Origin of the sequence: Burkholderia sp. 9120, from assembly GCF_000745015.1 — a bacterium.
In the GTDB taxonomy this organism is placed as follows: Bacteria; Pseudomonadota; Gammaproteobacteria; order Burkholderiales; family Burkholderiaceae; genus Paraburkholderia.
Genome location: NZ_JQNA01000002.1, coordinates 4265114 through 4292082 on the forward strand (window position 1 = coordinate 4265114; position 26969 = coordinate 4292082).

Below are 26969 nucleotides of genomic sequence, written 5' to 3' on the forward strand. Positions count from 1 at the left end.
AGTACGTGAACGCCCGCAGGCTGCGAAGCTCATCGATTTGGCGGATGCATATCGCTCCCGAATTTACCGAAGCCGTTCGGGAATCGGATACCAAGGGGCCGTTCTGTTGCCTTTTATCCACATTGGGTACGCGGTAGACACCTGCTCGGAAGTAACGTAACGAAGCCAGCTAGCCAATCGTCAAGAAAGGTCGACACGCGCATCACATTGCATCGCTCGGCCAGCCTCGAAATTTGCCGCACACCGGTCAGACTGGCGCCACGCGAAGCAGTAAACCCGCTGCATCAAAACTAGCCAGTTAAGAGGAGGGCAGGCGGGGAGGGGGACTGCGATTTAAACCGTCAAAGCGGCTGACTCCGTCCGGCCCCTGTCGTGCCGGGATGCTGCCTGCGCCGCGTGTCTAGGCGCTGGACGGTCTTGTGCGGGTCGGGGATGCGGGGATGGGGATGGCACCCTACGGGCACCTTGGGCGCTGCGTGGGGCCTGGTAGGGGGAGACGACTTGCAACGGGGCTTGCGCGGCCGGCGCGTAGGGCGGAGAACGGCCACTTTCAGACACTCGACGTCAAACGCTAATTCGCTGACAATCTGCCCGCTAACGCGAATGTTGAAAGGACTTAACCGGCCCGTCTGAACGGTCGGCATCGGTCTCCGTGCGGCCCTTATGCGGGCAACGGGAATCGTTTCAAAAACTCCCTCTAGGATATGCTCCCCATGTTCCCCGATCCTTGGCTAGACCGGTGGCTGGTATTGATCAAGGCGCGCTCCGGCGAACGGCCCGTCCTTGAGATTGGCTGTGGCTACGGCGACGATACCGCTAGCTTAGCGAAAGCCGGTTTGCGCGTGATCGGCTTTGACACGTCACGCACCTCGGTAACGTCGACCAGGATCAGAGTACCCTCTGCGCGCATCGAGCGACGAGACGTTCGTGATCCGCTTCCCGAAGATGCCACGGACCTTGGCGTTGTGTTGGCGAGTCTGTCGCTTCACTACTTTGCCTGGGCAGAAACCGTGTCGATCGTGGATCGCGTGCGATTGGCGCTACGACTGGGTGGGGTGCTGGTATGCCGACTGAACTCTATCGAGGATACAAATTTTGGCGCAGATGGATACGAGGAAATCGAACCGAACTATTTTCTGGTGAACGGACAGCCGAAGCGCTTCTTTGACGAAATCGCGGTGCGTCGACTCTTTGCGGATGGTTGGAACACGATCGCGTTAGAGCACATCACGACCGACAAATACCAAAAACCCAAAACCGCTTGGGAAGTAGTTCTTGAGCGGGTGCGGTGATCCGTTGCAGAATGGGCATCGGGTGTTCTGAGTGGCTCTATATATCTCCGCGGCGAATGAAGGGTAGCTCCTGCGTAGATGAATACGCGGGCATTCTCCACAGCTTTCGAATGACCGCTATCGAGAAATGTACAGGTCAGCTCAGGGTCGTCTACGGAAGTTTGAGGCTCAAGCGCCTCAAACCGTCTGCGGCCAACATTCTTCCTCTCGGTATGGTCGTGAACTGATGCTGGACCTCGCCCGAAAGGTTGTCGGCAATCTGCGTTACTCAGTTAGCAGCCTAAGCACCATAACGCGCTGCACTGCATCCAAGGCTTGTAATAGCGGCCACCGATTGACCGCCGACGACTGTCCTAATCTGCATTCGGTAGATGGAATGGTAGAAGTAATGGTAGTGGATCCTGCGCCCCTCCGCCCCCAAGTCCCCACGGCGAGGGAAACATTACTTGAGGCTCGAATTTCGACTTCAATGATATATATGAAAGCGGGGGTTCGTTGCTTACTACTTCGCCGCTATATTGATATCTGCTGATCGGCCCAAGCGTTTTGATTGCGACGCGATATGTCAGAGGTACATGTTTATCTACGATGATGCTCGCTGAATGTGCCACCGTATGAACTGATAGGCCAATCATAATGACATACAACATCTTTCTGCACATTGGTGGTTACCGGTTGATTGGTTTGTTCGAAGTTCGTTTGTGGTCCAAATTGATATGCAGTTTCGATCTGAATTTCGTTAGATAAAACACCAGCGACTCGGGCATCGCATCAGGTCCATCATGTCGAATAATAGCGATTGTGGATTACCACTTGCTTTCGGCCAATATGAGCTGTGAATCAACGGCCGGACGAGGCGGATTGATTGAGACAAATGGCCTCAATATCATCTTGAGTGTCCGCTCTCAGAGCTGGTGATGGACCGCTCAGGGTCGAACTGAGCCGTCGGTCTGCGGTAGTCGTCTGCGAGGCCGCGCGCACCGCCCGGGAGGTTCAAGGGTCATAGCTTACCCAGTGCGTCAAAATGGGGGCATATCATAGCCTCAGAAGTACTGTATGTTTACACAGTATTTTTGAGGCTTATCGTGAAACTCCCAGCTTTTACCCCTCCAACCCTTGACGACTTGCGGAACTGGTGGCGCGACCACCGCGGCGAAGGGGACGTCGAACGGCTGATTCTGGAGGTTCAGTATTTGCGACTCGTGCTCCTGCGACTACGCGGCGAAGCCGACGAAGCCGTCAGGCTTGCGAGGGAGGTTGATCGCAGCCTCGTCGGCCGCGATTCGCCGATCATGGAATTGCGGATTGTGCTCGCTCAGGAGGTACTACGCGTCGGCGATATCGACGATACACCGCGACACGATGCTGTACCGAGAAGCGTCCGAGAATACGCCCGCAATCCGGACGCGGTAACGTTCGAAGCTCAAAGCCGGCGCAAACGCGGGCAGGCTAAATGACGGCTGCGCCTAAGCCGCCGCCCGTTTGATGGAATAGGTATTAAATCGGACAACCTCGTCACCGACCCACTCGTTGAGCTGCGTGAAGCGGCGTTGAAGTGGTTCAATTTCGTTGGCCCCAAACACTTCGGCGGCCGTGTCTGCGGCGCCGAAACCGCCGGTGTTGCTCGGAACGACGCCGATAAGCTGCGGAGGTACGCGATGCGCGGCAAGTAGATCGTCGCGCGTTACATTTTTGATGTTGAAAAACTCGTCTTTCGCTGTGACCTCGGACACCGGAATAAGCTGAATCCCTTCCTTTTTGCCCTGTGGCGCGTACATGAACAGGTTGCGGAAATTGCCCGGTCCCTTGCTGTTTTTCAACGCCTCGCGCAGCGCGTCTACGTCTTCCTGCTTCTGGGCTGCATCTGTCATGTAGAGAATGAATCCGGCGTGCGATCCGTTTTCGTAGTAGCGGCGGCGAAACAGCGTCGCCGACTCATTGAGCCATGCCGCGTGCAGTGCGCCCAGATATTCGGGCAAGCCATACACCTCCTGATTGATATCCGGCTCTATCAGATGATGGACGGTCCCGCCCGCAAATTCGTGCTTCTCCTGGATGCCGTTGACCTGAAAATACCGCTGCAGGTCGGTTGCACGACGCATGTATTTCGACGGCGCGCGTTTAAGCGCGAGCGTCCCGCCGATTCGATTCTGCTGTTTCTCAAGATAGGCGTTTCCGAACACCATGAAGTCAAGCGCCCACTTGTCGAATTCCTCGCGCGTGAGCAACTTGTGGGGGATGAACGTGGACGACAGCACATTGCGCTTGAAGTAGATGGCGGAGCTGTGATGCACGCCGGCGCGGAAAGACTTCGCCAGGCCTGCAAATGAAACCGGTGGCTCGAACCATTCACCGGCCGACCAGCTCTCGACGTAATCCAGAATCTCGGCCCGGTCCATGACCGGCATCGCGTCGCCGAACGTGAAAGCCTCGGCGCGCGCTGGCGGTTCTGCGGGAATGGTGGATGCCGCGGCGCGCGCGTGGTTTTGTTTGCGTTTGCTCAATTGGAAAACTCCATAAAACCTGTGTTGTTGGCGGTGACGCCTTCCAGCGGCTCGTTGCCGAGTGCGTGCAGGCAAGCCCATGCAAGATCGGCGTGGCCGGTTTCCTCGCTGCGGCTCGCTTCATAGGTGACTTTCCGGCCGCTTGCGGTCATGGTTTTGCGGATCGCCATGAACGACTGCGCGAGATCGGTCCAGCCGGCGTCGAACTCGAGCCGTCCTTTGCCGATCACCGACAGGCCTTTGAGTACGAGCTGCCCTTTGACCTCAGGCGAGTAGTTGAGCGCCACCGCATGCGGATAGAACTGGCGAACGAGCTGATAAACGCCCTGGCCGATACCGGTCGTATCGATCGCCATATATTCGACGTTGTATTCCTGCGTGACGCGCTTGATCGCGTCGGCCTGGGCTTCGAAGTCCATGCCGCGCCATTGCTCCTTGTGCAGCACGCGGAACTTGCCACCCGGCACCGCCGGCGGCGCCACCACAATCAGGCCGGCCGAGTCGCCGGATAGCGCCGGGTCGTAACCGACCCATACAGGGCGCCATGCGAAAGGGCGGGGCGCCAGTGGCTTGAAGTCTTCCCAAAGCTCCCACGAATCCACCATGCAGCGCTGCAGGTCCGCGAGCGGGAAAATCGATGCCGTATCGTCGATGAAATGACACATCAGCAGGTTCAGATATTCCTCGGGGCTGTATTCGAGGCGCAGCTCGTCAAGATCGAACAGATTGCAGCCGCCGGCCACCGCGTCTTCAACCGTCACAATCTGGCGCCACTGCCGGTCTTCGCAAAGCCGGCCGCGCGCAAGCGCCTTGTGCGTGACGTCAAGATGCAGGTGATCGGCCTTCGCGCGGCCGCGATTGAAATGGTCGCCGGTCCAGAAGGAATAGGCCTCATGCTGCATGCTCGACGGCGTGGAGAAATACGTTTTTCTCCACTTGCTATGCATCGCCATGCCGGATGCGACCTTGTTCAGCTTGCGAAATCCGCCGACCCAGAAATACTCATCGAAGTAGAAGTTGCCGTGATAGCTCTGCGCGGTGCGCGCGTTCGTGCCGAGGAAATACAGCATGGCCTCGTTCGGCAACAGGATCGGCTCGCCGGACAGATCCACGTCTGCGGCCTCGCGCGCGAACTGGCACATGTACTGACGAAAGACGTGCGCCTGTGCCTTGCTCGCCGATAGAAAAATCTGGTTGCGGCCCGTCTCGATGGCGTCGACCAGTGCCTCGCGGGCGAAATACCACGTCGCGCCGATCTGCCGCGATTTCAGGAGATTGCGCGTGCGCTGGTCGCGCTGGCGATACCAGACCTTCTGGTAGTCGAACAGCGAGTCACGGAACGCCTCGACGATCCGGTCGCGCTGTTCGTCGCTGAATTCATTGCGTGCGGCCTTCTGTTTGCGCGGCGCCGTGTTGCGCGCCGCGATGTTCGGATTGAGGTCGCTTTCCCGGCCTGTCTCCCCGTACTTGTGGACACGCGCCATGCGCTCGACCTGACGCATCAGCAGATCGACTTCCTTGAAGTCGCGACCGTCCTTTTCCGGCTTCGCGATCAGCACCGCAAGCCGCGTTTCCAGCGACGACTCGATGCGTTCGATCGGCGACGCCTTGTCCCATTCGTCCCGCTGTTTCCACGCCTCCACGGTCGCGCGCTTCAACTCAAGCTGACGTGCAATCGACGTCACTCGCCATCCCTGCCAGTACAACGCGCGAGCGATGCGGCGGGGGTCGGCATTCGATTCAAGAACAGGGGTGATGTCGGCGGTTTCTAGCATGGCGCCAAGTTTCTCGCGACGCGCGCGCGAGAGCATCCCCATGCGTCTGTACCCATATCGGGGACATGCGCCAACGGTTGAGCCGCAGCGCTTGCAAACGCAAGATATGAACTCACGCAAACCAACCCTTCAGACCCTGCAGGAGACCTCACAATGCAATCTCGCAAGCTGTCGCTTATGTCGTTCGCCGTCCCGGCGATCGCATTCGCTTTTACGATGGACGCACACGCGGCAACGCTCGCCGCGAGTAGCGCCCTTAACCACGCCGATCTGATCGGCGGCCACCTCGGCGCCGGTGCGCTCGCGATCGGCTCCGTTACGGCGGCCGGCGCCGGCGAATCGGTCAAGCACGCGGCGACCCGATTTTTCCGTATCGCTGTTGAAGGTGCGACGAGCGACGGCCGGACGATCGACCGCGCATCGCTCACGCAGATGGCGAAGAACTACAACCCGGAGATGTACGGCGCGCGGCTGAACCTCGAACACTATCGCGGCATCATCCCCGACAGCCCTTTCAAGGCATACGGCGACGTGATCGCGCTTGAAACGCGCGATGAAACCGGCCCGCTCGCTGGCAAGCTCGGCCTCTATGCGCAGATCGCACCGACGCCCGACCTCGTTGCGCTCACGAAGGCAAAGCAGAAGATTTACACGTCGTGCGAAATCGATCCGTCTTTCGCCGACACGAATCAGGCGTATCTCGTTGGCCTCGCGGTGACCGACAGCCCGGCCAGTCTCGGCACGCAGGTACTTTCCTTCGCCGCGCAGAATCCGGCGGCCTCACCGTTCGCCAGCCGCAAGCTCAAGCCGACAAACCTTTTTACCGCTGCCGAAGACCCGGTGACGATCGAATTCGACGAAGCCGCCGCGCCGGCGTTTGGCGCGCTGTTCTCCCGCGTGGCCGAGCTGCTGGGCAAGTCGAAGAAGAAAGACGCCAACGACGACACACGGTTCGCCGACGTAGGACAGGCCGTTGAAACGCTCGCCACGCACGGCAAACAACAGGCTGATGCCGTGGCCTCCCTGACGCAGACCGTCAAGGAACTGTCCGAGCTTCGCGAAGCCGATCGAAAGGCATTCGACGAACTGCACACGCAGCTTTCGAAGACCAGCAACACGCCGACACGGCCGCCGGCGACCGGCGCCCCTGCTGCTGTTGTCACCGACTGCTAACCCGCATTCGTGCCCCTCACCGTTCCCGGAGAATTATTAAATGCGCAATGACACCCGGATTGCTTTCAACAAGTATGTGGAAGCGATCGAACAATTGAACGGCGTTCAGGACGCCACGCTGAAATTCGCTGTCTCGCCGAGCGTTCAACAGAAGCTTGAAACCCGCATCCAGGAATCGAGCGACTTCCTGAAACGCGTCAACATGATTGGCGTGACCGAACAGCAGGGCGCGAAGCTCGGCCTGGGGATCGGCGCGCCGATTGCAGGCACCACCGACACCACGAAACAGGATCGCGAAACGACTGACGTCAGCGACCTCGACGAGAACGGCTACGTTTGCACGCAGACGAATTTCGATTCGCACATCACCTATTCGAAGCTCGACGCGTGGGCGAAATTCATCGATTTTCAGGCCCGTTTGCGCGATGCGATCGTCAAGCGCCAGGCGCTCGACCGCATGACGATCGGCTTCAACGGCACCTCGCGCGCGGCGACTTCCGACCGCACGAAAAACCCGCTGCTGCAGGACGTCAACAAGGGGTGGTTGCAGAAGTATCGCGACCAGGCCGCGGCCCGCGTGCTGCATGAAGGCAAGACCGCCGGCAAGGTTCAGATCGGCAAGGGCGGCGATTACGAAAACCTCGACGCGCTGGTTTTCGACATCCTGTCGAGCATGGTGGACCCGTGGCATCAGGACGACACGGAACTGTTCGTTTTCTGCGGCCGTGGCCTGATGCACGACAAGTATTTCCCGATCGTCAACACGTCCCAGGCGCCGACCGAAACCCTCGCGGCTGACGTGATCATGAGCCAGAAACGCATTGGCGGCCTGCCGGCGGCAAGCGTGCCGTTCTTCCCGCCGCATGCGCTGCTGATTACCCGCTTCGACAACCTGTCGATCTACACGCAGGACGGCGGCCGCCGGCGCAACATCGTCGATAACTCGAAGCGCGATCGCATCGAAAACTATGAGTCGAGCAACGACGCGTATGTCGTCGAGGATTTCGGCTGCGGCGCGATGGCCGAGAACATCGAGCTCATGCCGAAGGCCGCGTAATGAAAAGCCCCGCCCAACGCCACTACGAACGCGTCTCGGCCGAACAGGCGGCAGCTTCGGCCGCACAGGGCGAATCGCTCGCCGGCGCGAGCGCGTACGAGCTGATGCTTGCGAAGCTGGCGGCCGACCGCCGGCGCCTGAAAGCGATCCAGTCGATCGAACGCAAGATCGACGTGAAGCGCGCCGAGCTGCTGCCCGAGTACGTGGACTATGTCGCTGGCGCGCTGCGCGGCGGGCGGGGCGCGCAGGACGATGTGCTGACAACCGTGATGATCTGGCGCGTCGACGCGGGCGACTTCGCCGGCGCGCTGGATATCGCCCGCTATGCGATCGCGCACCGGATGACGCTGCCCGACCAGTACGACCGGCCGCTCGCGACCGCGATCGCCGAAGAATTCGCGCAGGCCGCACTAGCGGCGTTCAAGCTCGGCGACACATTCGACGCCGACCAGCTCGCCGAAGTGATGGCGCTGACGAGCGCCGCCGACATGCACGACCAGGTGCGCGCGAAGCTGCATAAAGCGCTGGGAAAAGCACTACAGGATTCGGACAGGGCTGCGGCCCTCGACCATCTACGCCGCGCGTTGCAGCTCGACGAACGCGCCGGCGTGAAACAGGACATTGCCCGACTCGAAGCGAGTTGAGCGATGCGGCCAGCGCCGACGCTGGCCGCAAGTAAGGAGCCCCCCCGGCATGGCGGCGCCGGCTGACGAAACGCAACACCTGACGGAAACGCGTTTCCGACGCCGGCCCACCGCCATCATTTTTCTGAGCCATGTTCCATGAACAGCTTTATCGCGACCGCACAACCCACCACGCCGCAGACACCCGGCTCGCCGGCCGATTCCGCGATCGTCACGAACGATGGCTGGTTTCCCGACATCGACATGAACGCCTTGCGCGCGTCGATGCGGCTCGACGGCACCGTGACGTATGAACGCCTGCGCGACGCCGCGCTCGACGCGATCGCGAGCGTGAATGCGGAGCTGGCCACATGGCAGGCCGGCCACGTTGCGGCCGGTCGCACCGATCTGGCCGCTGTACCGGCGCCGAACATCGGCGGAGAAAGTGTGCAGCTCGCGCGCTATCGCCGCGCCGTCTTCAATCTCGCGCACGCCGACCTGACCGAGCGATACCGCGATTTCGACTCGACGAAGTCCGGCGGCCAGAAGGCTGAAGACCTCGAAGCGACGATCTGCGAAGCCCGCCGAAACGTTCGCTGGGCATTGAGCGACATGCGCGGGCTGTCGCGCTCCACGATTGAGCTGATCTGATGATCGTCATTGCACAACAGGGCGACACCGTCGACGCGCTGTGCTGGCGTCACTACGGCCGCACCGATGGGACCGTTGAGGCGGTCCTCGAAGCGAATGCGGGCCTCGCCGACTACGGCGTGATCCTGCCGATCGGCACCCCGGTTTTTCTTCCCGAGCTGGCGAGCGTCAACACGTCGACGCCGCTGCTGCAACTGTTTGACTGATACACACGAACCCACGGAGCCGACCATGGCCGAACCGAGTACCACTACCCTCGCACTGTCGGCCGCGATTGGCCTCGCGAGCCTCGCACCGGGCATCGACGGCAACGCGCTGATCGGCGCCTTTACGGGCGCCGCGCTCGTTGTCGTCACGTCGAAGGATATCGGCGCGTTCAAGCGCCTCGCCTACATGCTGATTTCGCTGGTGATGGGCTATCTGGCCGCACCCGAGATCGTCAACGCGACCCCGATCAGGTCAACCGGCGTGGCGGCGTTCTTCGCGGCCGCGATGGTCATTACCGTCACGCTGCAACTGATCGAGCGCGTCAAGACGCTCGACCTGTTCGCGATGTTCAGGAAAGGAGGGTAGGTCACCGTGTTCTATCACTTCACCCCTATCGCGCTGATCGCGCTGGCGGCCTATTTCGCCGCAATCGTGCGCGTGCTGACCTACCGCCGGCAGGGCGCCCGGCACCGTCGCCACGTCTCATGGATCGCCTGGGCGCTTGTCGTCGTCATGGGCGGCTCGGCGATCGAGCTGGCGCTACACGCGAAATCGACCGGCATTTTCGAAGCGGGCTCGGCGGTGATGCTGGCCCTGTTTGTCTTTGGCGTGCGCGGCAACGTCGCGCGCCTGCTCTGGAGCAATGAACCATGATGACGCACCGTTTCGGCGACCATGGCGACGACGTCGGCCTGTTGCAACGCCGTTTGATCCGCGCCGGCTACCCGCTCGACGTCACGCACCTGTACGACGACGCCACGGAGTCCGCGGTTGTCGCGTTGCAGAAGAAAACCGGCCTCGTCGACGACGGCGTCGCTGGCCCCAAGACGCTCGCCGCGCTCGCAACCGGCCAGCGCGACCCCAAACACCTCGCGCTCGCCGATCTGGTCGCAGCGGCCGACAGGCTTGGCGTGCCGCTCGCCTGTGTGCGTGCCGTCAACGAAGTGGAATCGAACGGATCTGGCTTTTTGCTCGACGGCCGGCCGGCAATCCTGTTCGAACGTCACATCTTCTGGAAACGGCTACAGGCGCGCGGCATCGACCTGGCGCCGATCGCCGCGAAGTATCCGAACATCCTTTCACAGACGCGCGGCGGCTACATGGGCAAGGCGGCCGAGTATTCGCGGCTCGCGTCGGCCGAGCTGATCGACGCCGGCGCGGCGTATGAGTCGGCGAGCTGGGGCGCGTTTCAGGTGATGGGCTATCACTGGGAACGGCTCGGCTATTCGAGCATCGACGAACTCGTCGCACGCATGGAGGACAGCGAAGGCGATCAGCTCGATCTGTTTGTGCGCTACGTGGCGGCCGATGCGGCTTTGCTTTCAACGCTGAAGGGGAGGAAGTGGGCGGCGTTCGCCAAGGGCTACAACGGGCCGGATTACGCCCGTAACCTGTACGACGCGAAGCTTGCACAGGCCTATCTGAAGTACGCAGGCACCAACAGGGCGGCCGCATGAACGCGTTCGCCGCAAAGTGCATCGCGGCCGGCGTCGCGCTGCTCGCGCTCTACGGCGGCTATCGGTACGTCACGGCGCTTCACGAAGCGCTGGTGACAGCCCAAAAACAGGCCGCCGACGCGCGGCAGGGCGCGGCCGACCGCGATGCAATCATTCAACGCCTGCTCACCGACGCCGACGACAAGGCCAACCAACAGCGCAAGCTCGATGCCGATCACTCGGCGATCGACTCGAAGCTCGCCGGCATTCGTGCCGAAATCAGGAGATACAACGATGAAAGCGCAGCATTCCGCGCGTGGGCTGCTGGTGATTTACCTGCTGACGTTGTCCGCATGCACGCAAGCCCCGCTATCACCGGCGCCGCAGATTACCTTGCAAGAGTGCCAGGCGGTAACGCGCTGCACGCTGCCGGCGATGGCACCGACGACTAACGGCCAGCTCGACGACGCGTTACACATGGTCAAAGCCGCGTGGGCGCAATGCGCGGCCAGGGTAGATATGATTTTCGACTGCCAGACCAAAGCGGCACCAACGCACGCGGCGGCCACCCATGATTAAGACGGCCAGCCTGCGTGCGGCGCTTGTCGCTGCTATCCCGGAACTCGCGATCAATCCCGAGCGCCTGACGATTTTCCTCGACGAAGGGCATATTCTCGCGACCGGCACGAGAACGCCGTCGTTCGAATACCGGTACACCGCACATGCGATCGTGCAGGACTTCGCCGGCGACTCCGACCACGTCTTTATCGCTATCGTCGAGTGGGCGCGCGCCAATCAGCCGGACCTCGTCACGAACGCCGATGAACGCGAGCGCGGCATTACGTTCGAAGCCGACATTCTCAATAATGAAACGGTCGATCTGTCGATCAGGCTGCAGCTCACCGAAAGTATCGTTGTATCGGTCGACGCGAGCGGCGCGCGCACGATCAAACACGTCGACGACTCGGCCGATCACTGGCTCGGATGATGGAAAACGATCTGCAGGCACTCGACAGATGGGCCGGCGGCCTGCTCGCGCAGCTCGAACCGGCCGGCCGCCGCGCCGTCACCCGCGACGTGGCGCGCGAGCTGCGGCGCAGCCAGCAAACTCGCATCGCCGCGCAGCGCAATCCCGACGAAAGCCCGTTCGAATCGCGCAAGCCGCGAACAGGGAAGGGCGGCAAGCTGCGCGACAAGAAGGGGCGCATCAAGCGCGCCGCGATGTTCGCGAAGCTGCGCACCACGCGCTATCTCAATGTCGAATCCGACGCGCTCGGCCTTGCTGTCGGATTCGCCGGCCGCGTCTCGCGCGTGGCGCGTGTCCACCAATACGGGCTTAGAGATAAGGTCGCGCCGAAGGGCGTCGAATACAAATACCCGGCGCGAACGCTGCTCGGTTTCACGGCACAGGATCGCGAGCTGATACGCGATCTGCTGCTGAAGCACATCACAAAATAGCCCTGTTTTCAGGGGCTAACTGTACCCGCACCCCTCACATAACCCGCGACTCGCTTCGCGCGCATGCAGCCGGCAACATGGTCGGCATGGACGCTAACGAATTCCGACGACTGATTATCAACATGATCCGCAAGGGCGCGATCATGGACGTCAATCACGCCAGCAATCCGCCGACATGCCGTGTGTCGATCGGCGACCCTGACGACCCGGACGGCGAAGGCCTGCAAACGAACTGGCTGCCGTTCCTGTCGGTTCGAGCTGGTACTACGCGCGAATGGAACCCGCCAACGAAGGGCGAAGGTGTTGTGCTGATCTGCCCGATGGGCGATCCGGCACAGGGCGTTGTTCTCTGCGGCCTGAATACCGACGCTGCGCCGGCACCGAGCAATAGCCCCGATACGCACACGCGCGCTTATCCCGATGGCGCGATCGTCGAATACAACCACGCGAATCATTCCCTCTCGGCCACGCTTCCCGCCGGCGCAACCGTCAATGTGACCGCCCCCGGCGCAGTCAACGTCAATACGAAAGAAGCTAACGTTAAAGCTGACACCGTCACGCTTGACGCGGACGTGATCGTTAAGCGGTCAATGACCGTGATCGGTGCATTCGCTTTCCAGGGCGGCATGTCCGGTAAAGGCGGCAAGGGCAAGACGATCACGATCGAAGGCGGCGCCGACTTCACTGAAGACGTGCGGGCGGCCGGTGTGAGCGTATCGGGTCACAAACACCCGACACACGGCGAATACGCCCCGACCGACGAGCCGATCAAATGAAAGGCATGGACGCTAAAACCGGCCGCTCGATCTCTGGGCTGGCCCACCTGTACCAGTCGATCGGCAAGATCCTGACGACCTCGCTCGCCTCGCGCCTGAAGCGCCGGCCGTTCGGCTCGGAAATCCCCGACCTGATCGACGCGCCGAACAATGGCGCGACGCGCGTGCGCGTCTACGCCGCGATCGCGACCGCGCTCATGCGCTGGGAACCGCGCCTGACCCTGACCCGCGTACAGCTCTCGACCGACACCACCGAATCCGGCGCCGGTGTGCAGGTCGTCGATATCGAAGGCACGGCCACCGACACCGGCGACGCTGTCGCAGCCCGTGTTCAGGTAGGCAATGGGGGTGCGGCATGAGCGTGACCCCCATCGACCTGTCGCAACTGCCGTCCCCGGATATCGTCGAAACGATCGACTTCGAAACGCTGCTGGCCGAGCGCAAAGCGCGGCTCGTCTCGCTGTATCCGGTCGCCGATCAGACCGACGTTGCCGCCGCGCTCGAACTCGAGTCCGAGCCGATGGCGATTCTGCTGCAGGAGAACGCCTATCGCGAAATCACCTTGCGCCAGCGCGTCAATGACGCTGCGCGCGCGGTCATGCTCGCCTATGCGATGGACGGCGACCTCGACCAGCTCGCGGCCCTGTTCAACATCGAGCGGCTGACTATCGCCCCGGCTGATCCGGCGAACAACGTGCCGGCCACCATGGAAGGCAATACAGACTTGCGCGCCCGTGTGCAGCTCGCGCCGCAAAGTTTTTCCGTTGCCGGCCCTGAAGGCGCCTATGTATCGCATGCACGCAATGCAGATGGCCGCGTGCTGGATGCCTCGGCAACAAGCCCCGCGCCGTGCGAAGTGCTGGTAACGGTTCTCGCACGCGACGGCGACGGCACCGCGCCGCAGGATCTGCTCGGCACGGTCGCCGCCAACCTGCAGGCCGATGACGTTCGCCCGCTCACGGACAGGGTGACAGTGCAGGGCGCGGGTATCAAACCCTACGCGGTCATCGCCGAGCTGGTTTTCTTTTCCGGGCCGGATCGTTCGGTGGCGCTTGCTGAAGCCCGTAAGCGCATGGCGAAGTACACCAGCGAGATGCGCAAGCTCGGCATGGAAATCACGCTCGACGGCATCTATGCCGCAGCGCGGCCGGCCGGCGTGCAGAAGGTGAATCTGATCAGCCCGACCGCCGGCATCGCGGTATCGAAGACCGAAGCGGCGTATTGCACGCTGATCGATCTGCGCGACGGCGGGGTGTACGCCAATGTCTAACCTGCTGCCCCCGAATTCGACGGTGCATGAACGCAATATCGCGACCGTCAACGCCCGTATCAGCGACATTCAATCGCCGCTGCGCGACCTGATGAACCCGGACACGATCCCGCTCGCGCTGCTGCCGTGGCTCGCGTGGCACCTCGGCGTCGACGCGTGGAAAGACTACTGGCCCGAACAGATTAAGCGTGCGCGGGTCAAGGCCGCGATCCCGATCGCGCGGAAGAAGGGCACGGCGGCGGCCGTGCGTGAAGTCGTCGCCACGTTCGGCGGAAATATCGCGCTGCGTGAATGGTTCCAGATGACGCCCCCCGGCGTGCCTGGCACGTTCGACATTGTGATGACCGTAAGCGCGCGCGACGGCGTGCCGGCCACGGCCGCGTATGTCGCCGACATCATCGCCGAGATCGACCGCACGAAGCCGGTCAAGGCTCACTACACCTTCACGCAAGGCTATTCGATTCAAGGCGCGCAACGCGTTGCAGCGGCCTTTCGGCCGGCCCTGTACCGCCGCCTCACACTTACGGATAAATGAACATGGCCGGAGCCCTCTTTCATATCACCGATGCTGGCCGCGCCGCGCTTGTGGCACCCGGCAACACGGGCACCAGCGCGCACAAAATCGTTGCGATCGGCGTCAGCACAGCCGCCTTTGACGCGTCCGACCGCACGCTTAAAAGTCTGCCGAGCGAGCTGAAGCGGCTGACCACGTTCAGCGGCGACAACGTCGCGCCCGACACGATTCACGTCACGTTGCGCGACGACACGCCCGACCAGTACAAGCTGTTCGGCTTCGGCCTGTACCTCGAAAACGGTGTGCTGTTCGGCGCCTACAGCCAGAGCGCTGCTGATGGTCCGATCATGGAGAAGTCGCCGGCGGCCATGGTGCTGCTGTCGTCTGACGTGCAGTTCGCCACGATCGACGCGGCGCAGCTCGTTTTCGGTGACGCCAGTTTCACGAATCCGCCGGCGACGACCGAGCGGCAAGGCGTCGTCGAGCTGGCGACGCAAGCCGAAGTCAACGCCGGCACCGACGACGTGCGCGCCGTCACGCCGAAGACCGCGGCGACCCGCTACGCGGCGCTGACGGGCGCGGCGTTCAGCGGCCCGGTATCGGCGGCGGCCGCCGCTGGTGACACCGAAGCACAGCTATACGCAAAAGGCGCAAGCGGGGCAGGCGGCCGCGAAGGCAAGCTGCGTTTTTATGGCACGTTCGGCAACAGCGACGATACGAATACACGCCTCGCCGCATCGATTCGCGCCGGCTTTAACGGCGGCAATTGGGGGACTGAATATCTCGATTTCTGCCTGAACTATGGCGCGGCGAACGACGCCGAACGCGACGCGCTGCAGGCTCGTGTGCTGCGTCTCGTTGCGGGCGGCCGCGCATTGTTCAACACGGCGGTCGACGACGGCACCAGCATCGCGCAGTTCGGCGGCAATGTCAGCACGCGTGGCGTGCATAGGTTCGGGTATGGCGCAACGGTCGGATGGGCATCGGCCGACGCGTCGGTCGCCTATTTCCGTTCGAACGGGAATGTGTCGGTCGGCTCGGAGGCGGCGGCCGGCTTCCTCGATCTCGTCGCCGGCGGCGGCGCTACGCGCGTGCGTATCCTGCCGTCCGGCCGTGTTCTGTTCGGCACCTCGACCGACGACGGCACCAGCATTGCGCAGTTCGCCGGCAACACCCGCACCTATGGTTCGCATTCCGCCGGCGCCGCCGGTACGGTAACGGCCTGGGTTGCAGCAGATACCCAGTATGGCTATTTCCGCACGGCAGGCAACGCGTCGATTGGCTCGGAGGCTGCGGCCGGTTCGACGGAGCTGATCGCGGGCAACAAGTCGTTTATCAAGGTGCTGCCGTCCGGCCGCGTGCTGATCGGCGACACCGCCAACGATGACGGCACGAACCGCATCCAGATCGACGGCCCCGCCCGCATCAACGGAAACATGTATCTCAACACCCGAGGCAGCGAAGGTCAGCTATGGATCGGCCCGAATGAGGGGTACTTCTTTGCGAACAGCAAGCAGGCGGGCTACTACTCGCCGAAGTACGGCCAATATCAATACGACTTCGCGCTCAAGAATCTCACCGTGCAGAACAATGAAGTCTGGCACGCCGGGAATCTGAATCCGCTGGATCTCGGCAAGGGCGGCACCATCTACGGTGACGTGACTTTCGCCACCGGCCGGCGACTGCTGCTCGACGAAGGCTCGGCGGCGAATCCCTCGCTGTCGTTCGTCAATGACGGTGCGCCCGATACCGGTTTTTTCCACGTTGCTGATGGCGTGTTCGCGGTTTCGAACAACGCTCGCGAAACAATGCGTTTCGGCACTGACGTTGTGTCGATACAGCGCACGTTCTTATCGAACGTCACGAATGTCACCGGGACCAACGGCGTTTTCCGGTCGTCGGGCGATATCGGCGGATCGTTCGTCGACTGGAGCACGACCGGCAACCGCATCGCAGCGGTTCAGGTCGACGCGCCAAACTTCAACACAGCCTATATGGGCATGCGCTGGACGCGCTGGGGCGGCCGGCACCTCGCCGCAATCGACGCCTATGAAGGCGGCTCGGGCACGTCCGAGCCGAGCATCGTTTTCCATCTCGACGGCCGCAATAACGCCTGGTCGTTCGGTCGTAATGAGATCGCCCGCAGCGATGGGCTTCGCGTATGGGGCGGCTGGAATTTCGATCCGGCGACCAGGCTCAACACAGCAGGCGGCACGATGACCGGCCGCCTGCTGATGACGCAGCCTGGTGCGTATGGCGAAATCGGTCTGAAGAGCACGGACGGCACCGCCATGTTCATTCGCGGGCGTGCCAGTGGCGGCGGCATGGAGTGGGTCAACAGCGCATACAACGCCGTCCCTGCCTCGATGGATGACGGCGGCAACATGACTTTTGCGGGCATCGTGCGCGTGGCCAATGGCGGCGCATGGGTCGCGACGGACGGCAACGTCTACGGCGCGGCGTGGGGCGGCTACCTCTCCAACTATCTGGCCAACAAGGCAAACGCCGGCGCGCAAGTGCGCTGGAACAGCGGCGTCGTCGAATTCGGCGCGGTCAATGTCCACTCGGAAGGCACGGCAGACCTCGGCGACCCGTGGGTCATGATCGGCTTGCGCCGGGTCGGCGACGGCGGAATTTATATCCGTGGCACATGGCTACGCAATCAATAGGACCGGCTCACATGGAACCCATTCTGTACACGCACGACATGCTGATAACCGTCATCCAGACGAAGTTTCCCGCGCTGGTTCACGGCCGCGATTTTCTCGTCGGGCATCCCGTTGATCCGGACACGAACAGGCAGACCGGCGAACCGTTCATTGCGGTCTGGAAAAGCGCCGAAATTCCGCAGCCCGACGCCGGCACGCTCAAAGCGGAGTTCGCCGCGAACGAGTCGACCTACCGCGCGATGCTGATCCGCACGTACCGCGACCGGCTGCTCGTCGCGACGGACGGCAAGGCCAATCCGCCGCAGGATGCGCCGCCCGACGTGAAAGCTCAAGCGGCCGCCTGGCAACAGTATCGCCAGACGCTGCGTGACCTGACCGGACAACCCGACTTTCCTTTCGACGTTCAATGGCCGGTCATGCCGGCCTGAAAAACAGCCTTCAACCCGAACCCGGAGTACCAACGATGAACAGGCCCAAAACCCTCACGCTCACCTTGCCGACGGACCGCATGGAAATCGTCCTGGCGGCCCTGGCCGAGCTGCCGTACCGCGTTGCACAGCCGGTCATGGACACGGCGCATGCGCAGTTTGGCGAACAGATGAACGCCGCACAAACGCCGGCGGCAGACGCCGGCACCGCCGCTTAAACGGCACTGGCACCACCAACGCTATCCAATCCTGAAGGGCTCCAGACATGGCACTCAAGAAAACAATCCTCATCGACGCAATCGGCGTCCCGGCGGCGTATCACGTTATCGACGGCGTCAACGTCAGCCGCAGCTCGAACACCACGTCGGCGATGGTCCTGAGCTACTACACCGAAGAAACGTTCAAGGCCGGTAAAAGCCCGCTCGGCATGGCGACCGCGATCGCGCTCACCGGCATTCCGCCCGAGGGTTCGGATTCATTTCGCCACGCAGAACAAATGCTCGTGCAGGCGAAGCCCGCCGAAGGCGACACCGATCCGACGCAGTATTTCGGCACGCAGAACCGCTACCTGTTTTCGGGCGCCGAAATCGTCGCCGACGCAGTGAAAACCATCCCGGCCTGACGCCGGCAAATCCACCGGGACAGGGACAACACCCACACCACCCAGCTACAGGAGCGGCACAACATGGCGCAGGACTATCACCACGGCGTACGCGTCGAAGAAATCAACCAGGGCACGCGGCCGATCCGCGCTGTCTCGACGGCGATCGTCGGCGTCGTCTGCACGGCCGAAGATGCGGACGCTACCGCGTTCCCGCTCGATACGCCCGTGCTGCTGACGAACGTTATTTCCGCGCTCGGCAAGGCCGGCAAGAAAGGCACGCTTTACAAGACGCTGAACGCGATCGGCAAACAGACGAAGCCGGTTACGGTCGTCGTGCGCGTGGCCGAAGGCAAGGACGAAGCCGAAACGACCTCGAACGTCATCGGCAAGGTGACGGCCGATGGCAAGTACACCGGCCTCAAGGCGCTGCGTTCGGCACAGGCCTCGCTCGGCGTGAAGCCGCGCATTGTCGCCGCGCCCATGCTCGATACGCAGGCCGTGGGGACCGAGCTGGCCGCCACGGCGAAGGCGCTGAAAGGCTTCGCCTACATCTACGCCGCCGGCGCAAAGACGAAGGAAGAAGCCACGGCCTACCGCAAGCAGTTCAGCGCGCGCGAAGTCATGGTGATCTGGCCGAACTTTCTTGCGTGGGACGACAACGCCAACCAGACGGTCGAAGTCCCGGCCACGGCCTACGCCGTTGGTTTGCGTGCGCTTATCGACGAGGCGACCGGCTGGCACAAGACGCTTTCTAACGTCGCGGTTAGTGGCGTGACGGGTATCAGCCTGCCGGTTTCGTGGGATCTGCAAGATCCGGACACCGATGCCGGCTACCTCAACGAACAGGACGTGACGACGCTGATCAACCGGAACGGTTATCGCTTCTGGGGCTCGCGCACCTGCTCGGACGATCCGCTGTTCGCGTTCGAGAACTACACGCGCACCGCACAGGTGCTGGCCGACACGATGGCCGAAGCACAGATGCCGGTCGTCGACGGGCCGCTGAATCCGTCGCTCGCGCGCGACATTATCGAAAGCATCAACGGCAAGTTCCGCGAGTGGAAATCGCAGGGCTATCTGATCGACGGCTCGTCGTGGTTCGACCCGGAGCCGAACACGACCGACGTTCTCAAATCGGGCAAGTCGTACATCGACTATGACTATTGCCCGGTTCCGCCGCTCGAAAACCTGATGCTTCGCCAGCGCATCACCGACCGCTATCTCGCCGATTTCGCCTCACGCGTCACGGCCTAACAGGGAGTAAGAAAGATGGGCATGCCACGCAAAATGAAGGGCTTCAACCTGTTTCATAACGGGACGAACTTTGTCGGGCAAACGAAGGAAATCACGCTGCCGAAGCTGACGCGCAAGATGGAGGACTATCAGGGCGGCGGCATGAGCGGCCCGATTCAGATCGACTTCGGGCAGGAGGCGATCCAGCTCGAATGGACGTGCGGCGGCTTCATGCCGGACGTTCTCAAGCAATACGGCATCACGAAACACGATGGCGTTTTGCTGCGATTCGCGGGCGGCTATCAGGCCGAAGACAAGGGAGGCTACGACTCGATCGAAGTCGTCGTGAAGGGCCGGCACAAGGAAATCGACTTCGGCTCCGCGAAGCCGAAGGAAGACACCGAAATGAAGATGACGACCGTGGCGAGCTATTACAAGCTTTCCGTGAACGGCGAAGACCTCATTGAGATGGACTTCATCAACATGATCGAGAAGATCAACGGCGTCGACCTGCTGCAGCAACTTCGCAACGCGATCGGCCTGTAACACGCGCAGGCCTGCCCCTCGATCGGGCAGGCCTCATCAGTCACATTCGCAATCACACTCACCACCCGCACGGATACAACCATGACCACGAAAGACACCGCTTCGCAAGACCTCGACACCACCGCGCCGGCGGCCAAAGACCCGAACACGCACACGCTCGATTTTCCGATCAGGCGTGGTGCGCAGACCATCACCGATATCACGCTGCGCCGGCCGACCTCAGGCGAGCTGCGCGGCACGTCGCTGTCGAGCCTCGTCGACCTCGATATCGCCTCGCTGCAAAAGGTGCTGCCGCGTATCAGCACGCCCACGCTCACCGAAATGGACGTGGCGCAGCTCGACCCGGCCGACCTCGTGCAATTGGGAGGTATCTTCGCCGGTTTTTTAATGCCGAAGGAAATGAAAGCGAAGCTGGACTCCCTGAACGCGTAGAAGACGCGATGGCGGATATCGCGACGGTTTTCAGCGGATGGACACCGGCCACGATGGACGCCTATTACCCGGCCGAGCTGATGGAATGGCGCGAGCGCGCGCGACTACGAAGCGGAACGAATAACGATGGATAACGCCCTGAAACTGCGCGTGATGTTCGACATGATCGACGGCATCACGAAGCCCCTGAAAACCATGCTCGCCGGTAACAAGGGGCTCGCCAGCTCGCTCAAGGAAACGCGGCGCGAGCTGGCCGATATGGGCAAGACGCAAAAGGACGTTGGCAAATTCCGCGAGATGCACGCAGGCCTGACGAACACGTCCACCAAGCTCAACGCGGCACGCGGCCGGGTGAAGGAGCTGGCCGGCTCGCTGCGCGCGTTCGGGCCGCCCTCGCAGCAGATGACGGGCGAACTGGCGAAGGCAAGGCAGGCCGCCTCCCAGCTCGGCGCCGAACAGAAGAAACAGACGGCTGGCCTGCAGGAGATGCGCGAACGCCTCGCCGGCGCTGGCATCGATACGCGCAATCTGTCGCAGCACGAACGCGAGCTGCGCACGAACATCGCGGCCACCACGGCCACGATGAATGCGCAGATGGGCAAGCTCGATGCAATCAGCGAACGCGAGCGCAAGCTGGCGACCGCCCGCAAAAGCATGAAATCCATTCAGGGTGTGGCCGCCGGCATGGCGGTCGGCGGCTATGCCGCGCGCTCGACCGGCATGGACATGCTGGGCGGTATGCATGAATCCCTCGACGAAGCGAAGAAGGTGCAGAACGAGCGCGGCCGTATTACGGCGCTCGGCCTCGGCGACCATGCGACCAAAGACGCTGAAGCCTACGTGCGAAAGATGGACGCGACCGGCACCAGCCTCGCCGAAAAGATGACCTTGATGCGCGACAGTATGTCGATTTTTGCCGACGAGCATCATGCTCAGATGGCCATGCCGACGCTGACAAAAATGAAGTTCGCGAATGAAGCCATGTTCGGCGGAGAACAGGGGCACGAGAACGAAGAGAAGTTCATGAACATGCTCAAGGTCATTGAGCTGCGCGGCGGCACCAAGAACGAAGCGACGTTCAAGAGTGAAGCGAACATGGTTCAAAAGGTGCTGTCCGCGACCGGCGGCCGCGTGGGCGGCGACGAGTGGCGCAACTTCATCCAGACGGGCAAGACGGCGGCCAAGCAGATGCGGCAGGACGCGTTCTTTTACCAGATGGAGCCGCTGATTCAGGAAATGGGCGGGCATGCCGCGGGCACCGGCGTTTCTGCCGCGTACAGCAACCTAATGCAAGGCAAGACTACCGTGCGCGCCGCAAAGCGCATGGTGGATCTGGGACTCGTCGACAAGAAGTCCGTCGAGTACACCACGACAGGAACGGTCAAGCGCATCAAGCCCAACGCGCTGATCGGCCACGAGCTTTACAACCAGTCACCGTTCGAATGGATGGAAAAAGTCCTGCTGCCGAAGCTGGCCGCGAAGGGCATCACCGACAAGGAAAAGGTTCTCAGCGAGTTCGCCACCATCATGACGAACGGCAACGGCGCGAACCTGTTTTCGACGATGTACCTGCAGCGTGACCAGATTCACAAGAGCGAGCGGCTGAACAAGGGGGCTTACGGTATCGACGACCTCGACAAGCTCGGCCGCGAGCAAACGGAAGGGAAGGAGCTGGCCGCGCTGTCCAAACTAAAAGACCTGAAAGAAGAGATGGGCGAAAAGATCATTCCGATCTATAACGCCGCGCTTGATAAAACCTCGTCTGCCGTCGACAAGATCAACGGATTCATGAAGGAACATCAGACGGCCTCCCGCGTAATTCTCGTCACGCTTGCCGCGCTCGCCGCGTTGCTGGTCGTCGCCGGTACGTTGACGATTGTGCTGGCCGGCATACTCGGCCCGATGGCGGTCCTTAAATTCAGCATGACCACGCTCGGCATGAAGGGCGGGATGTTGCGCGCCGTATTCGGCGGCCTGTCGTCGCTGCTGCGTGGCGGCGTCGTCGGGAGTCTGCGCATAGCCGGACAGGCGCTCATGCTGCTCGGCCGGCTGGCGATGGCGAATCCGCTGATCGCGGTAATCAGCCTGATCGCGCTCGGCACGTTCCTGATCTGGAAAAACTGGGACACGCTCGGTCCCAAGTTCGCGAAGATGTGGGCGGGCATCAAGGCCGGCGCGGGCAAAGCGTGGGATTGGGTCTCATCGAAATGGGGCGCATCCGTCGATTGGGTCAAGGAGAAGGGTTCGGCAATCGGCGACGGTATCAGCGCCGGATGGGACCGGGCTAAACAGATGGCCGGCGGCGTTGTCGACGGGTTGTTCGCCGATATGCAGACCGCCGCGAACGGCGGCCTGCTGGGCATTGGCGCGCTGATCCTGAATTGGTCGCCGCTCGGTCTCTTTTACAAGGCATTCGCCGGCGTGCTGTCATGGTTCGGCATCGACATGCCGGCGACGTTCACCGAGTTCGGCGCGAACCTCCTTTCCGGCCTGGTCAACGGCATCACCAGCGGGCTAGGCGCGGTGAAGGACGCGATTACAGGCGTCGCTGATTCGACTGTCGGATGGTTCAAAGAAAAGCTCGGCATCCATAGTCCAAGCCGCGTATTCGGCGAGCTGGGCGGCTTCATCGGGCAGGGCGCAGCGATCGGCATGGAAGGCGAACAGGGGCGGGTAGCGAAGGCGGCGATCGGCCTCGCCACGATCGCGGCAACCTCGTTCGGGATGCCGGCGCTGGCCAAGGGCACCGCGATCGCACAGGCGGCCTCTGTCCCGATCGTTCGGGCGACCGTACCCATTGATACCCGGCCACCCCTGACAGCGGCACCAGCGGCCGCCAGCGCGGTCGGTAATGCGGCACCGGCGGCGTTCGGCCCGATCACCATTCACATTCACGCGGCTCCGGGCATGGACCCGGCTGAAATCGGACGCATGGTGCGCGCCGAGCTGGAGCGCGCGACGCGTTCGCAACAGGCTCGCCGTGGATCGAGCCTGTCGGACCAGTAAGCGGAGAAAACAGACATGATGATGTCCCTCGACCAGTTTGTGTTTAGCCTGACCTCGGCACCGTTCAAGGAGTTGCAGCGTCAACGCAACTGGAAACACCGCACCAGCTCGCGAGTCGGCGCCCGCGACTCAAGCCAGTTCGTCGGCGTGGGCGATGACACGATCACGCTCGCTGGCACCGTCGCGCCCGAGTCGGTCGGCTCGATTGCGTCAATCAAGGAGCTGGCGACGATGGGCGACGCGGGCGACGCGTATGTGCTGGTGGACGGCGCAGGCAATGTGTACGGCGCTTTCACCATCGACTCGCTGAACGAGACGCAGACCTATCACACGACCGAAGGCATCCCGCGAAAGATCGAATTTTCGCTGACGCTGAAACGCGTCGACGATGAAGCGCTCTCGATGGTGAAACAGAAGGCGCAGAAGGCCGACGAGGAGGGCGAATAATGTTCGCGGACAAAAACAACGCCACCGGGCGAACGGCCGCGCCGGTCGATCGCGTCGAACCGCAGGCCGACTATCGCGTGACGCTCGACGGCCGCGACCTGTCGCGCCTCATCGCACCGCGTCTCATTTCCCTGTCGATTTCAGAGTCGCGCGGCGACGAAGCCGACATGCTCGACCTCGTGCTCGACGACTCGAAAAACGACCTTGCGATTCCGAAGCGCGGCGCTGAAATCAAGGTATCGATCGGCTGGGTCGGCGAGCCGCTGATCGACAAGGGGACATTCACCGTCAACGAAGCCGAACACAGCGGCGCGCCGGATATCATCACCGTGCGCGCCCGCTCGGCGTCGATGACGAATGCAATGCACGAGCGCCGGGAAAAGAGCTGGCACGGGCAGACGCTCGGCGCGATCGTGCGCGCGATCGCGACGCGCCACTCGCTCAAGCCGGCGATCGGCGCCACGATTGCGAAGATCCTGATCGACCACATCGACCAGACCCACGAAAGCGACATGTCGTTTCTGACGCGCCTCGCGAAGCGTTACGACGCCGTGATGAACGTGAAGGATTTGCGTCTGCTGTTCATGCCGATCGGCACCGGCAAGACGGTAAGCGGCAAGCCGCTAGGCGTAATCGCACTGACGCGCTCGAGCGGCGACCGACACCGTTACCACGTCGCGCAGCGCGAAAGCTATGCGGGTGTGCGCGCGCATTATCACTCCAACACGAAGGGCAAACGCAAGTCGGTTGTGATCGGCGGTGAGAACAACAAGAACATGAAGGTGCTGCCAGAAGACTATGCGACAGAAGCCGAAGCACGCGCGGCAGCGCAGGCCGAGTATGACCGCACGCAGCGCAGCCAGGCGACGTTCGACTACACGCTTGCCCGAGCGCGGCCCGATGCCTTCCCCGAAATGCCCGTGACCGTTTCAGGCTTCAAACCGGAGATCGACGCAACGCCGTGGCTGGTGAAGAAGGCGACGCACACGATCAACGATAGTGGATTCGAAACGGCGCTAGAAATGGAAATGCGAGACGATCCGACCACTGCCCGGCACCGCTCGCACTTCCGGAAAGGTGGCTAGAAAGGTTCTTTTGATAGAGTGCTGACGGTCAGTTCTGACCGGACATGCATGCCGCATGCTCCGCAAACTGCGGAGCATGCGGCCACTCTGAGAGAGCGAATGCGATGCCAATAGCGTGCACCGGAGCGGGCTTCCATAAAGCCGTCAAAGACAACATAGACGCGCTTGAGCCTGACGCGCCCACGAGCATTTCGACCTTGCCCGCCTGCGTCAGTGTTACGGCGCCCTCCGCATGGAAGCCGGGCAAATCTGCATCGTCTGGCGAGATCATCGGCGCTGTCTACGTAACCCTGATTTTGCTTACGGTCCTGTTTGTCGCCCGCATTCTCGACAACAGAGGAGTGTTAAACCGGAACCCCGGAAATCTCCGCCGCCCCAAATCCAGTCCGGATCAGGAACGCGTCTAGATCATTTATCTTCGCCGCTTTGTTAAGCCCGTCCCGCATCTCTTAATCCCCGTTCGCTTTCGCTCCTGAAATAGCACGTGCTACATTCATCAGACCAAAAAAGGGAGTGTATGCATTATGGGATTTGCGTTCATTCGTGAGGGGGACACGACCTCACATGGAGGTCGCGTGCTCGCCTGCACCGTGACCAACATGGTCGATAGCAAGCCGCTAGCGTTGTTGGGCGACAAGGTTTCTTGCCCGAAGTGCGGCGGGATTTATCCCATCGTCGACGTGAAGAATCTCGGCATGACGTTCGACGGTCGCCCTGTTGCATCTGAGGGCGACAAGACCGCGTGCGGCGCATCGCTCATCGCCAGCCAAGGCACCGCCACCGCCGAGCCCACCAGCGGCCCGCATGGGTCCATCGGCGGCGGCAAGAGCGTGTTGTCGCAAGCGAGCCAGGACACGCCCCAGCGCGGTCGATTTCAGGTGCTCGATGACGCCACGCGGCAGCCCCTCGCGAGTCACCCATACACCGTCACGTCATCGGATGGACGCGTGATTCAAGGGAAGACCGACGCGAACGGGTTTACCGAATGGCTCGAAGGGCATCAAGCCTCATCCCTATCGTTCCACCAACCGGGGACCGAGGCATGACCGGATACGCACCGGGATCGTCGTCGGGGGGCATGAGTCCAGGCGAAGGCCAAACTACCCAGGTCGGCGCCAGCGCCGCCCGACTGTCGCCGAAGGACCGCGAAATTCTGTGTCACACATTCTGCAAATGCCGGCAGATCGGCGTCGCCACTAAAGCCGGATCCGTGCAGCGTCAGCGGTGCGTCGAACAGCGCCTGGATCTGGTCAATGAGGTCTCAAGAATGGAAACGGGGGCCCCGACCGAATACCGTCCGGAGCAGCCCTACGACATGACCGCCGAACCGCCGTCCCCAATCATGGATTACGACGATCCGCTTGAGCCCCACTCCAGCATTCGCCAATGGATTCGCGATGTGTGGCCCGGAAAGGGCAAGGCGTACCAGCCCGGAGACGTCCGGCGTCCCGATGTGGTGATCGTCAACGACCCGACGCAACCGCCCGTACAATCGAACATCAAGACGGTTGTCGAAATGAAATTCCCTGGGGACCGATACGGCCCGGACCAAGAGGCTGATTACGTCGAGATTGCAGGCAGTCCGGCGAAGTTTGCACACCTTGATGCCGCCGAATGCGGTTGCGGTGACGGAGAAGGACAGAAGCAAACCGCTTCTTCGAAGCAACCCGCGCCACAATCGGACCTTGATGAACTGTACGGCGGCGGCAGTAGCGCACCCGGCAGCCCGCCGCTCGCGCCGACGCCGCCTGCCCCGATCCCTGTTCCTGCCTGGTAAGTTGAC

At 62.0% G+C, this 26969-nt stretch carries 33 protein-coding genes; 31 read left to right on the forward strand and 2 right to left on the reverse strand.

The annotated features are described in order from the left end of the window. Positions 1–713 precede the first annotated feature (713 nt). Both FA94_RS27180 and FA94_RS27185 read left to right on the forward strand, forming a co-directional pair. Positions 714–1292: a class I SAM-dependent methyltransferase gene (locus FA94_RS27180; protein WP_035557062.1), complete on the forward strand. Its 579-nt coding sequence runs from the start codon at positions 714–716 to the stop codon at positions 1290–1292. 1085 nt (positions 1293–2377) lie between these two features. Further along, entirely contained in the window at positions 2378–2749 is a 372-nt protein-coding gene (locus FA94_RS27185; protein ID WP_035557064.1) for a hypothetical protein, read from the forward strand. A gap of 9 nt (positions 2750–2758) precedes the next feature. Here the strand turns inward: FA94_RS27185 and FA94_RS27190 are convergent, their stop codons facing one another. Beyond that, positions 2759–3796, reverse strand: a complete 1038-nt coding sequence (locus tag FA94_RS27190) for a phage portal protein (protein ID WP_035557066.1) — start codon at positions 3794–3796, stop codon at positions 2759–2761. After that, complete coding sequence (locus tag FA94_RS27195) at positions 3793–5571, reverse strand: terminase ATPase subunit family protein (RefSeq protein WP_035563161.1); 1779 nt, start codon at positions 5569–5571, stop codon at positions 3793–3795. The genes FA94_RS27190 and FA94_RS27195 overlap by 4 nt, the downstream gene beginning before the upstream one ends. A 153-nt stretch (positions 5572–5724) precedes the next feature. On the opposite strand from FA94_RS27195, the gene FA94_RS27200 reads away from it, so the two are divergent. The 29 genes from FA94_RS27200 (at position 5725) to FA94_RS27335 (ending at position 26963) form a co-directional block, all read left to right on the forward strand. Beyond that, entirely contained in the window at positions 5725–6744 is a 1020-nt protein-coding gene (locus tag FA94_RS27200; RefSeq protein ID WP_035557068.1) for a GPO family capsid scaffolding protein, read from the forward strand. A 40-nt stretch (positions 6745–6784) separates the two neighbouring features. Next, complete coding sequence (locus tag FA94_RS27205; RefSeq protein ID WP_035557070.1) at positions 6785–7801, forward strand: phage major capsid protein, P2 family; 1017 nt, start codon at positions 6785–6787, stop codon at positions 7799–7801. Beyond that, entirely contained in the window at positions 7801–8445 is a 645-nt protein-coding gene (gpM, locus tag FA94_RS27210; protein WP_035557073.1) for a phage terminase small subunit, read from the forward strand. Before FA94_RS27205 ends, gpM begins: the two co-directional genes overlap by 1 nt. Positions 8446–8583: 138 nt before the next feature. Then, the gene (locus FA94_RS27215; RefSeq protein WP_035557079.1) at positions 8584–9075 is read left to right on the forward strand and encodes a head completion/stabilization protein; all 492 of its coding nucleotides are present in this window, start codon (positions 8584–8586) and stop codon (positions 9073–9075) included. Continuing rightward, the gene (locus tag FA94_RS27220; RefSeq protein WP_035557081.1) at positions 9075–9281 is read left to right on the forward strand and encodes a tail protein X; all 207 of its coding nucleotides are present in this window, start codon (positions 9075–9077) and stop codon (positions 9279–9281) included. The genes FA94_RS27215 and FA94_RS27220 overlap by 1 nt, the downstream gene beginning before the upstream one ends. Before the next feature lie 25 nt (positions 9282–9306). Then, positions 9307–9648, forward strand: a complete 342-nt coding sequence (locus FA94_RS27225) for a putative holin (protein WP_035557083.1) — start codon at positions 9307–9309, stop codon at positions 9646–9648. Positions 9649–9654: 6 nt separating this feature from the next. Beyond that, positions 9655–9936 (forward strand): phage holin family protein, encoded by a 282-nt coding sequence (locus FA94_RS27230; protein WP_035557085.1) that lies wholly within the window; start codon positions 9655–9657, stop codon positions 9934–9936. After that, entirely contained in the window at positions 9933–10739 is an 807-nt protein-coding gene (locus tag FA94_RS27235) for an N-acetylmuramidase domain-containing protein (RefSeq protein WP_035557087.1), read from the forward strand. Before FA94_RS27230 ends, FA94_RS27235 begins: the two co-directional genes overlap by 4 nt. Further along, positions 10736–11170, forward strand: a complete 435-nt coding sequence (gene lysB / locus FA94_RS38810; protein WP_035557089.1) for an Rz-like lysis system protein LysB — start codon at positions 10736–10738, stop codon at positions 11168–11170. The genes FA94_RS27235 and lysB overlap by 4 nt, the downstream gene beginning before the upstream one ends. After that, entirely contained in the window at positions 11064–11297 is a 234-nt protein-coding gene (gene lysC, locus FA94_RS39570; RefSeq protein ID WP_231585036.1) for an Rz1-like lysis system protein LysC, read from the forward strand. The genes lysB and lysC overlap by 107 nt, the downstream gene beginning before the upstream one ends. Next, on the forward strand, positions 11290–11706 hold the full coding sequence (locus tag FA94_RS27245; RefSeq protein ID WP_035557091.1) for a phage tail protein: 417 nt from the start codon (positions 11290–11292) through the stop codon (positions 11704–11706). The genes lysC and FA94_RS27245 overlap by 8 nt, the downstream gene beginning before the upstream one ends. Beyond that, a complete protein-coding gene (locus FA94_RS27250) occupies positions 11706–12176 on the forward strand; it encodes a phage virion morphogenesis protein (RefSeq protein WP_035557093.1) in 471 nt (156 codons plus the stop codon). Before FA94_RS27245 ends, FA94_RS27250 begins: the two co-directional genes overlap by 1 nt. A gap of 86 nt (positions 12177–12262) precedes the next feature. Then, on the forward strand, positions 12263–12952 hold the full coding sequence (locus tag FA94_RS27255; RefSeq protein ID WP_035563163.1) for a phage baseplate assembly protein V: 690 nt from the start codon (positions 12263–12265) through the stop codon (positions 12950–12952). Beyond that, on the forward strand, positions 12949–13311 hold the full coding sequence (locus FA94_RS27260; protein ID WP_035557095.1) for a GPW/gp25 family protein: 363 nt from the start codon (positions 12949–12951) through the stop codon (positions 13309–13311). The genes FA94_RS27255 and FA94_RS27260 overlap by 4 nt, the downstream gene beginning before the upstream one ends. Continuing rightward, positions 13308–14222, forward strand: a complete 915-nt coding sequence (locus FA94_RS27265; protein WP_035557097.1) for a baseplate J/gp47 family protein — start codon at positions 13308–13310, stop codon at positions 14220–14222. The genes FA94_RS27260 and FA94_RS27265 overlap by 4 nt, the downstream gene beginning before the upstream one ends. Further along, positions 14215–14757 carry a phage tail protein I gene (locus tag FA94_RS27270; RefSeq protein WP_035557099.1) on the forward strand — a complete coding sequence of 181 codons (543 nt, stop codon included), beginning with the start codon at positions 14215–14217 and terminating at the stop codon, positions 14755–14757. Before FA94_RS27265 ends, FA94_RS27270 begins: the two co-directional genes overlap by 8 nt. A 2-nt stretch (positions 14758–14759) precedes the next feature. Further along, positions 14760–17405 (forward strand): hypothetical protein, encoded by a 2646-nt coding sequence (locus FA94_RS39265; RefSeq protein ID WP_051980781.1) that lies wholly within the window; start codon positions 14760–14762, stop codon positions 17403–17405. An 11-nt stretch (positions 17406–17416) separates the two neighbouring features. Further along, entirely contained in the window at positions 17417–17833 is a 417-nt protein-coding gene (locus FA94_RS39270; RefSeq protein WP_035557101.1) for an XkdW family protein, read from the forward strand. A 35-nt stretch (positions 17834–17868) separates the two neighbouring features. Further along, positions 17869–18051 carry a hypothetical protein gene (locus tag FA94_RS27285; protein ID WP_035557103.1) on the forward strand — a complete coding sequence of 61 codons (183 nt, stop codon included), beginning with the start codon at positions 17869–17871 and terminating at the stop codon, positions 18049–18051. A gap of 47 nt (positions 18052–18098) precedes the next feature. Further along, positions 18099–18455 (forward strand): hypothetical protein, encoded by a 357-nt coding sequence (locus FA94_RS27290; protein WP_035557106.1) that lies wholly within the window; start codon positions 18099–18101, stop codon positions 18453–18455. Positions 18456–18518: 63 nt separating this feature from the next. After that, positions 18519–19691 carry a phage tail sheath protein gene (locus tag FA94_RS27295; RefSeq protein WP_035557109.1) on the forward strand — a complete coding sequence of 391 codons (1173 nt, stop codon included), beginning with the start codon at positions 18519–18521 and terminating at the stop codon, positions 19689–19691. Positions 19692–19706: 15 nt separating this feature from the next. Next, positions 19707–20216, forward strand: a complete 510-nt coding sequence (locus FA94_RS27300) for a phage major tail tube protein (RefSeq protein WP_035557112.1) — start codon at positions 19707–19709, stop codon at positions 20214–20216. An 81-nt stretch (positions 20217–20297) separates the two neighbouring features. After that, positions 20298–20648 carry a phage tail assembly protein gene (locus tag FA94_RS27305; protein ID WP_035557114.1) on the forward strand — a complete coding sequence of 117 codons (351 nt, stop codon included), beginning with the start codon at positions 20298–20300 and terminating at the stop codon, positions 20646–20648. 8 nt (positions 20649–20656) lie between these two features. After that, entirely contained in the window at positions 20657–20782 is a 126-nt protein-coding gene (locus tag FA94_RS38230; RefSeq protein WP_081936148.1) for a GpE family phage tail protein, read from the forward strand. Then, a complete protein-coding gene (locus FA94_RS27310; RefSeq protein ID WP_035557115.1) occupies positions 20775–23654 on the forward strand; it encodes a phage tail tape measure protein in 2880 nt (959 codons plus the stop codon). Before FA94_RS38230 ends, FA94_RS27310 begins: the two co-directional genes overlap by 8 nt. A gap of 15 nt (positions 23655–23669) precedes the next feature. Beyond that, positions 23670–24101, forward strand: a complete 432-nt coding sequence (locus tag FA94_RS27315) for a phage tail protein (protein WP_035557118.1) — start codon at positions 23670–23672, stop codon at positions 24099–24101. Then, positions 24101–25186: a phage late control D family protein gene (locus FA94_RS27320; RefSeq protein WP_035557120.1), complete on the forward strand. Its 1086-nt coding sequence runs from the start codon at positions 24101–24103 to the stop codon at positions 25184–25186. Before FA94_RS27315 ends, FA94_RS27320 begins: the two co-directional genes overlap by 1 nt. Before the next feature lie 524 nt (positions 25187–25710). Beyond that, positions 25711–26232, forward strand: a complete 522-nt coding sequence (locus FA94_RS27330) for a PAAR domain-containing protein (protein ID WP_035557131.1) — start codon at positions 25711–25713, stop codon at positions 26230–26232. Further along, a complete protein-coding gene (locus tag FA94_RS27335) occupies positions 26229–26963 on the forward strand; it encodes a VRR-NUC domain-containing protein (protein ID WP_035557133.1) in 735 nt (244 codons plus the stop codon). Before FA94_RS27330 ends, FA94_RS27335 begins: the two co-directional genes overlap by 4 nt. The last annotated feature ends 6 nt before the right edge of the window (positions 26964–26969 follow it).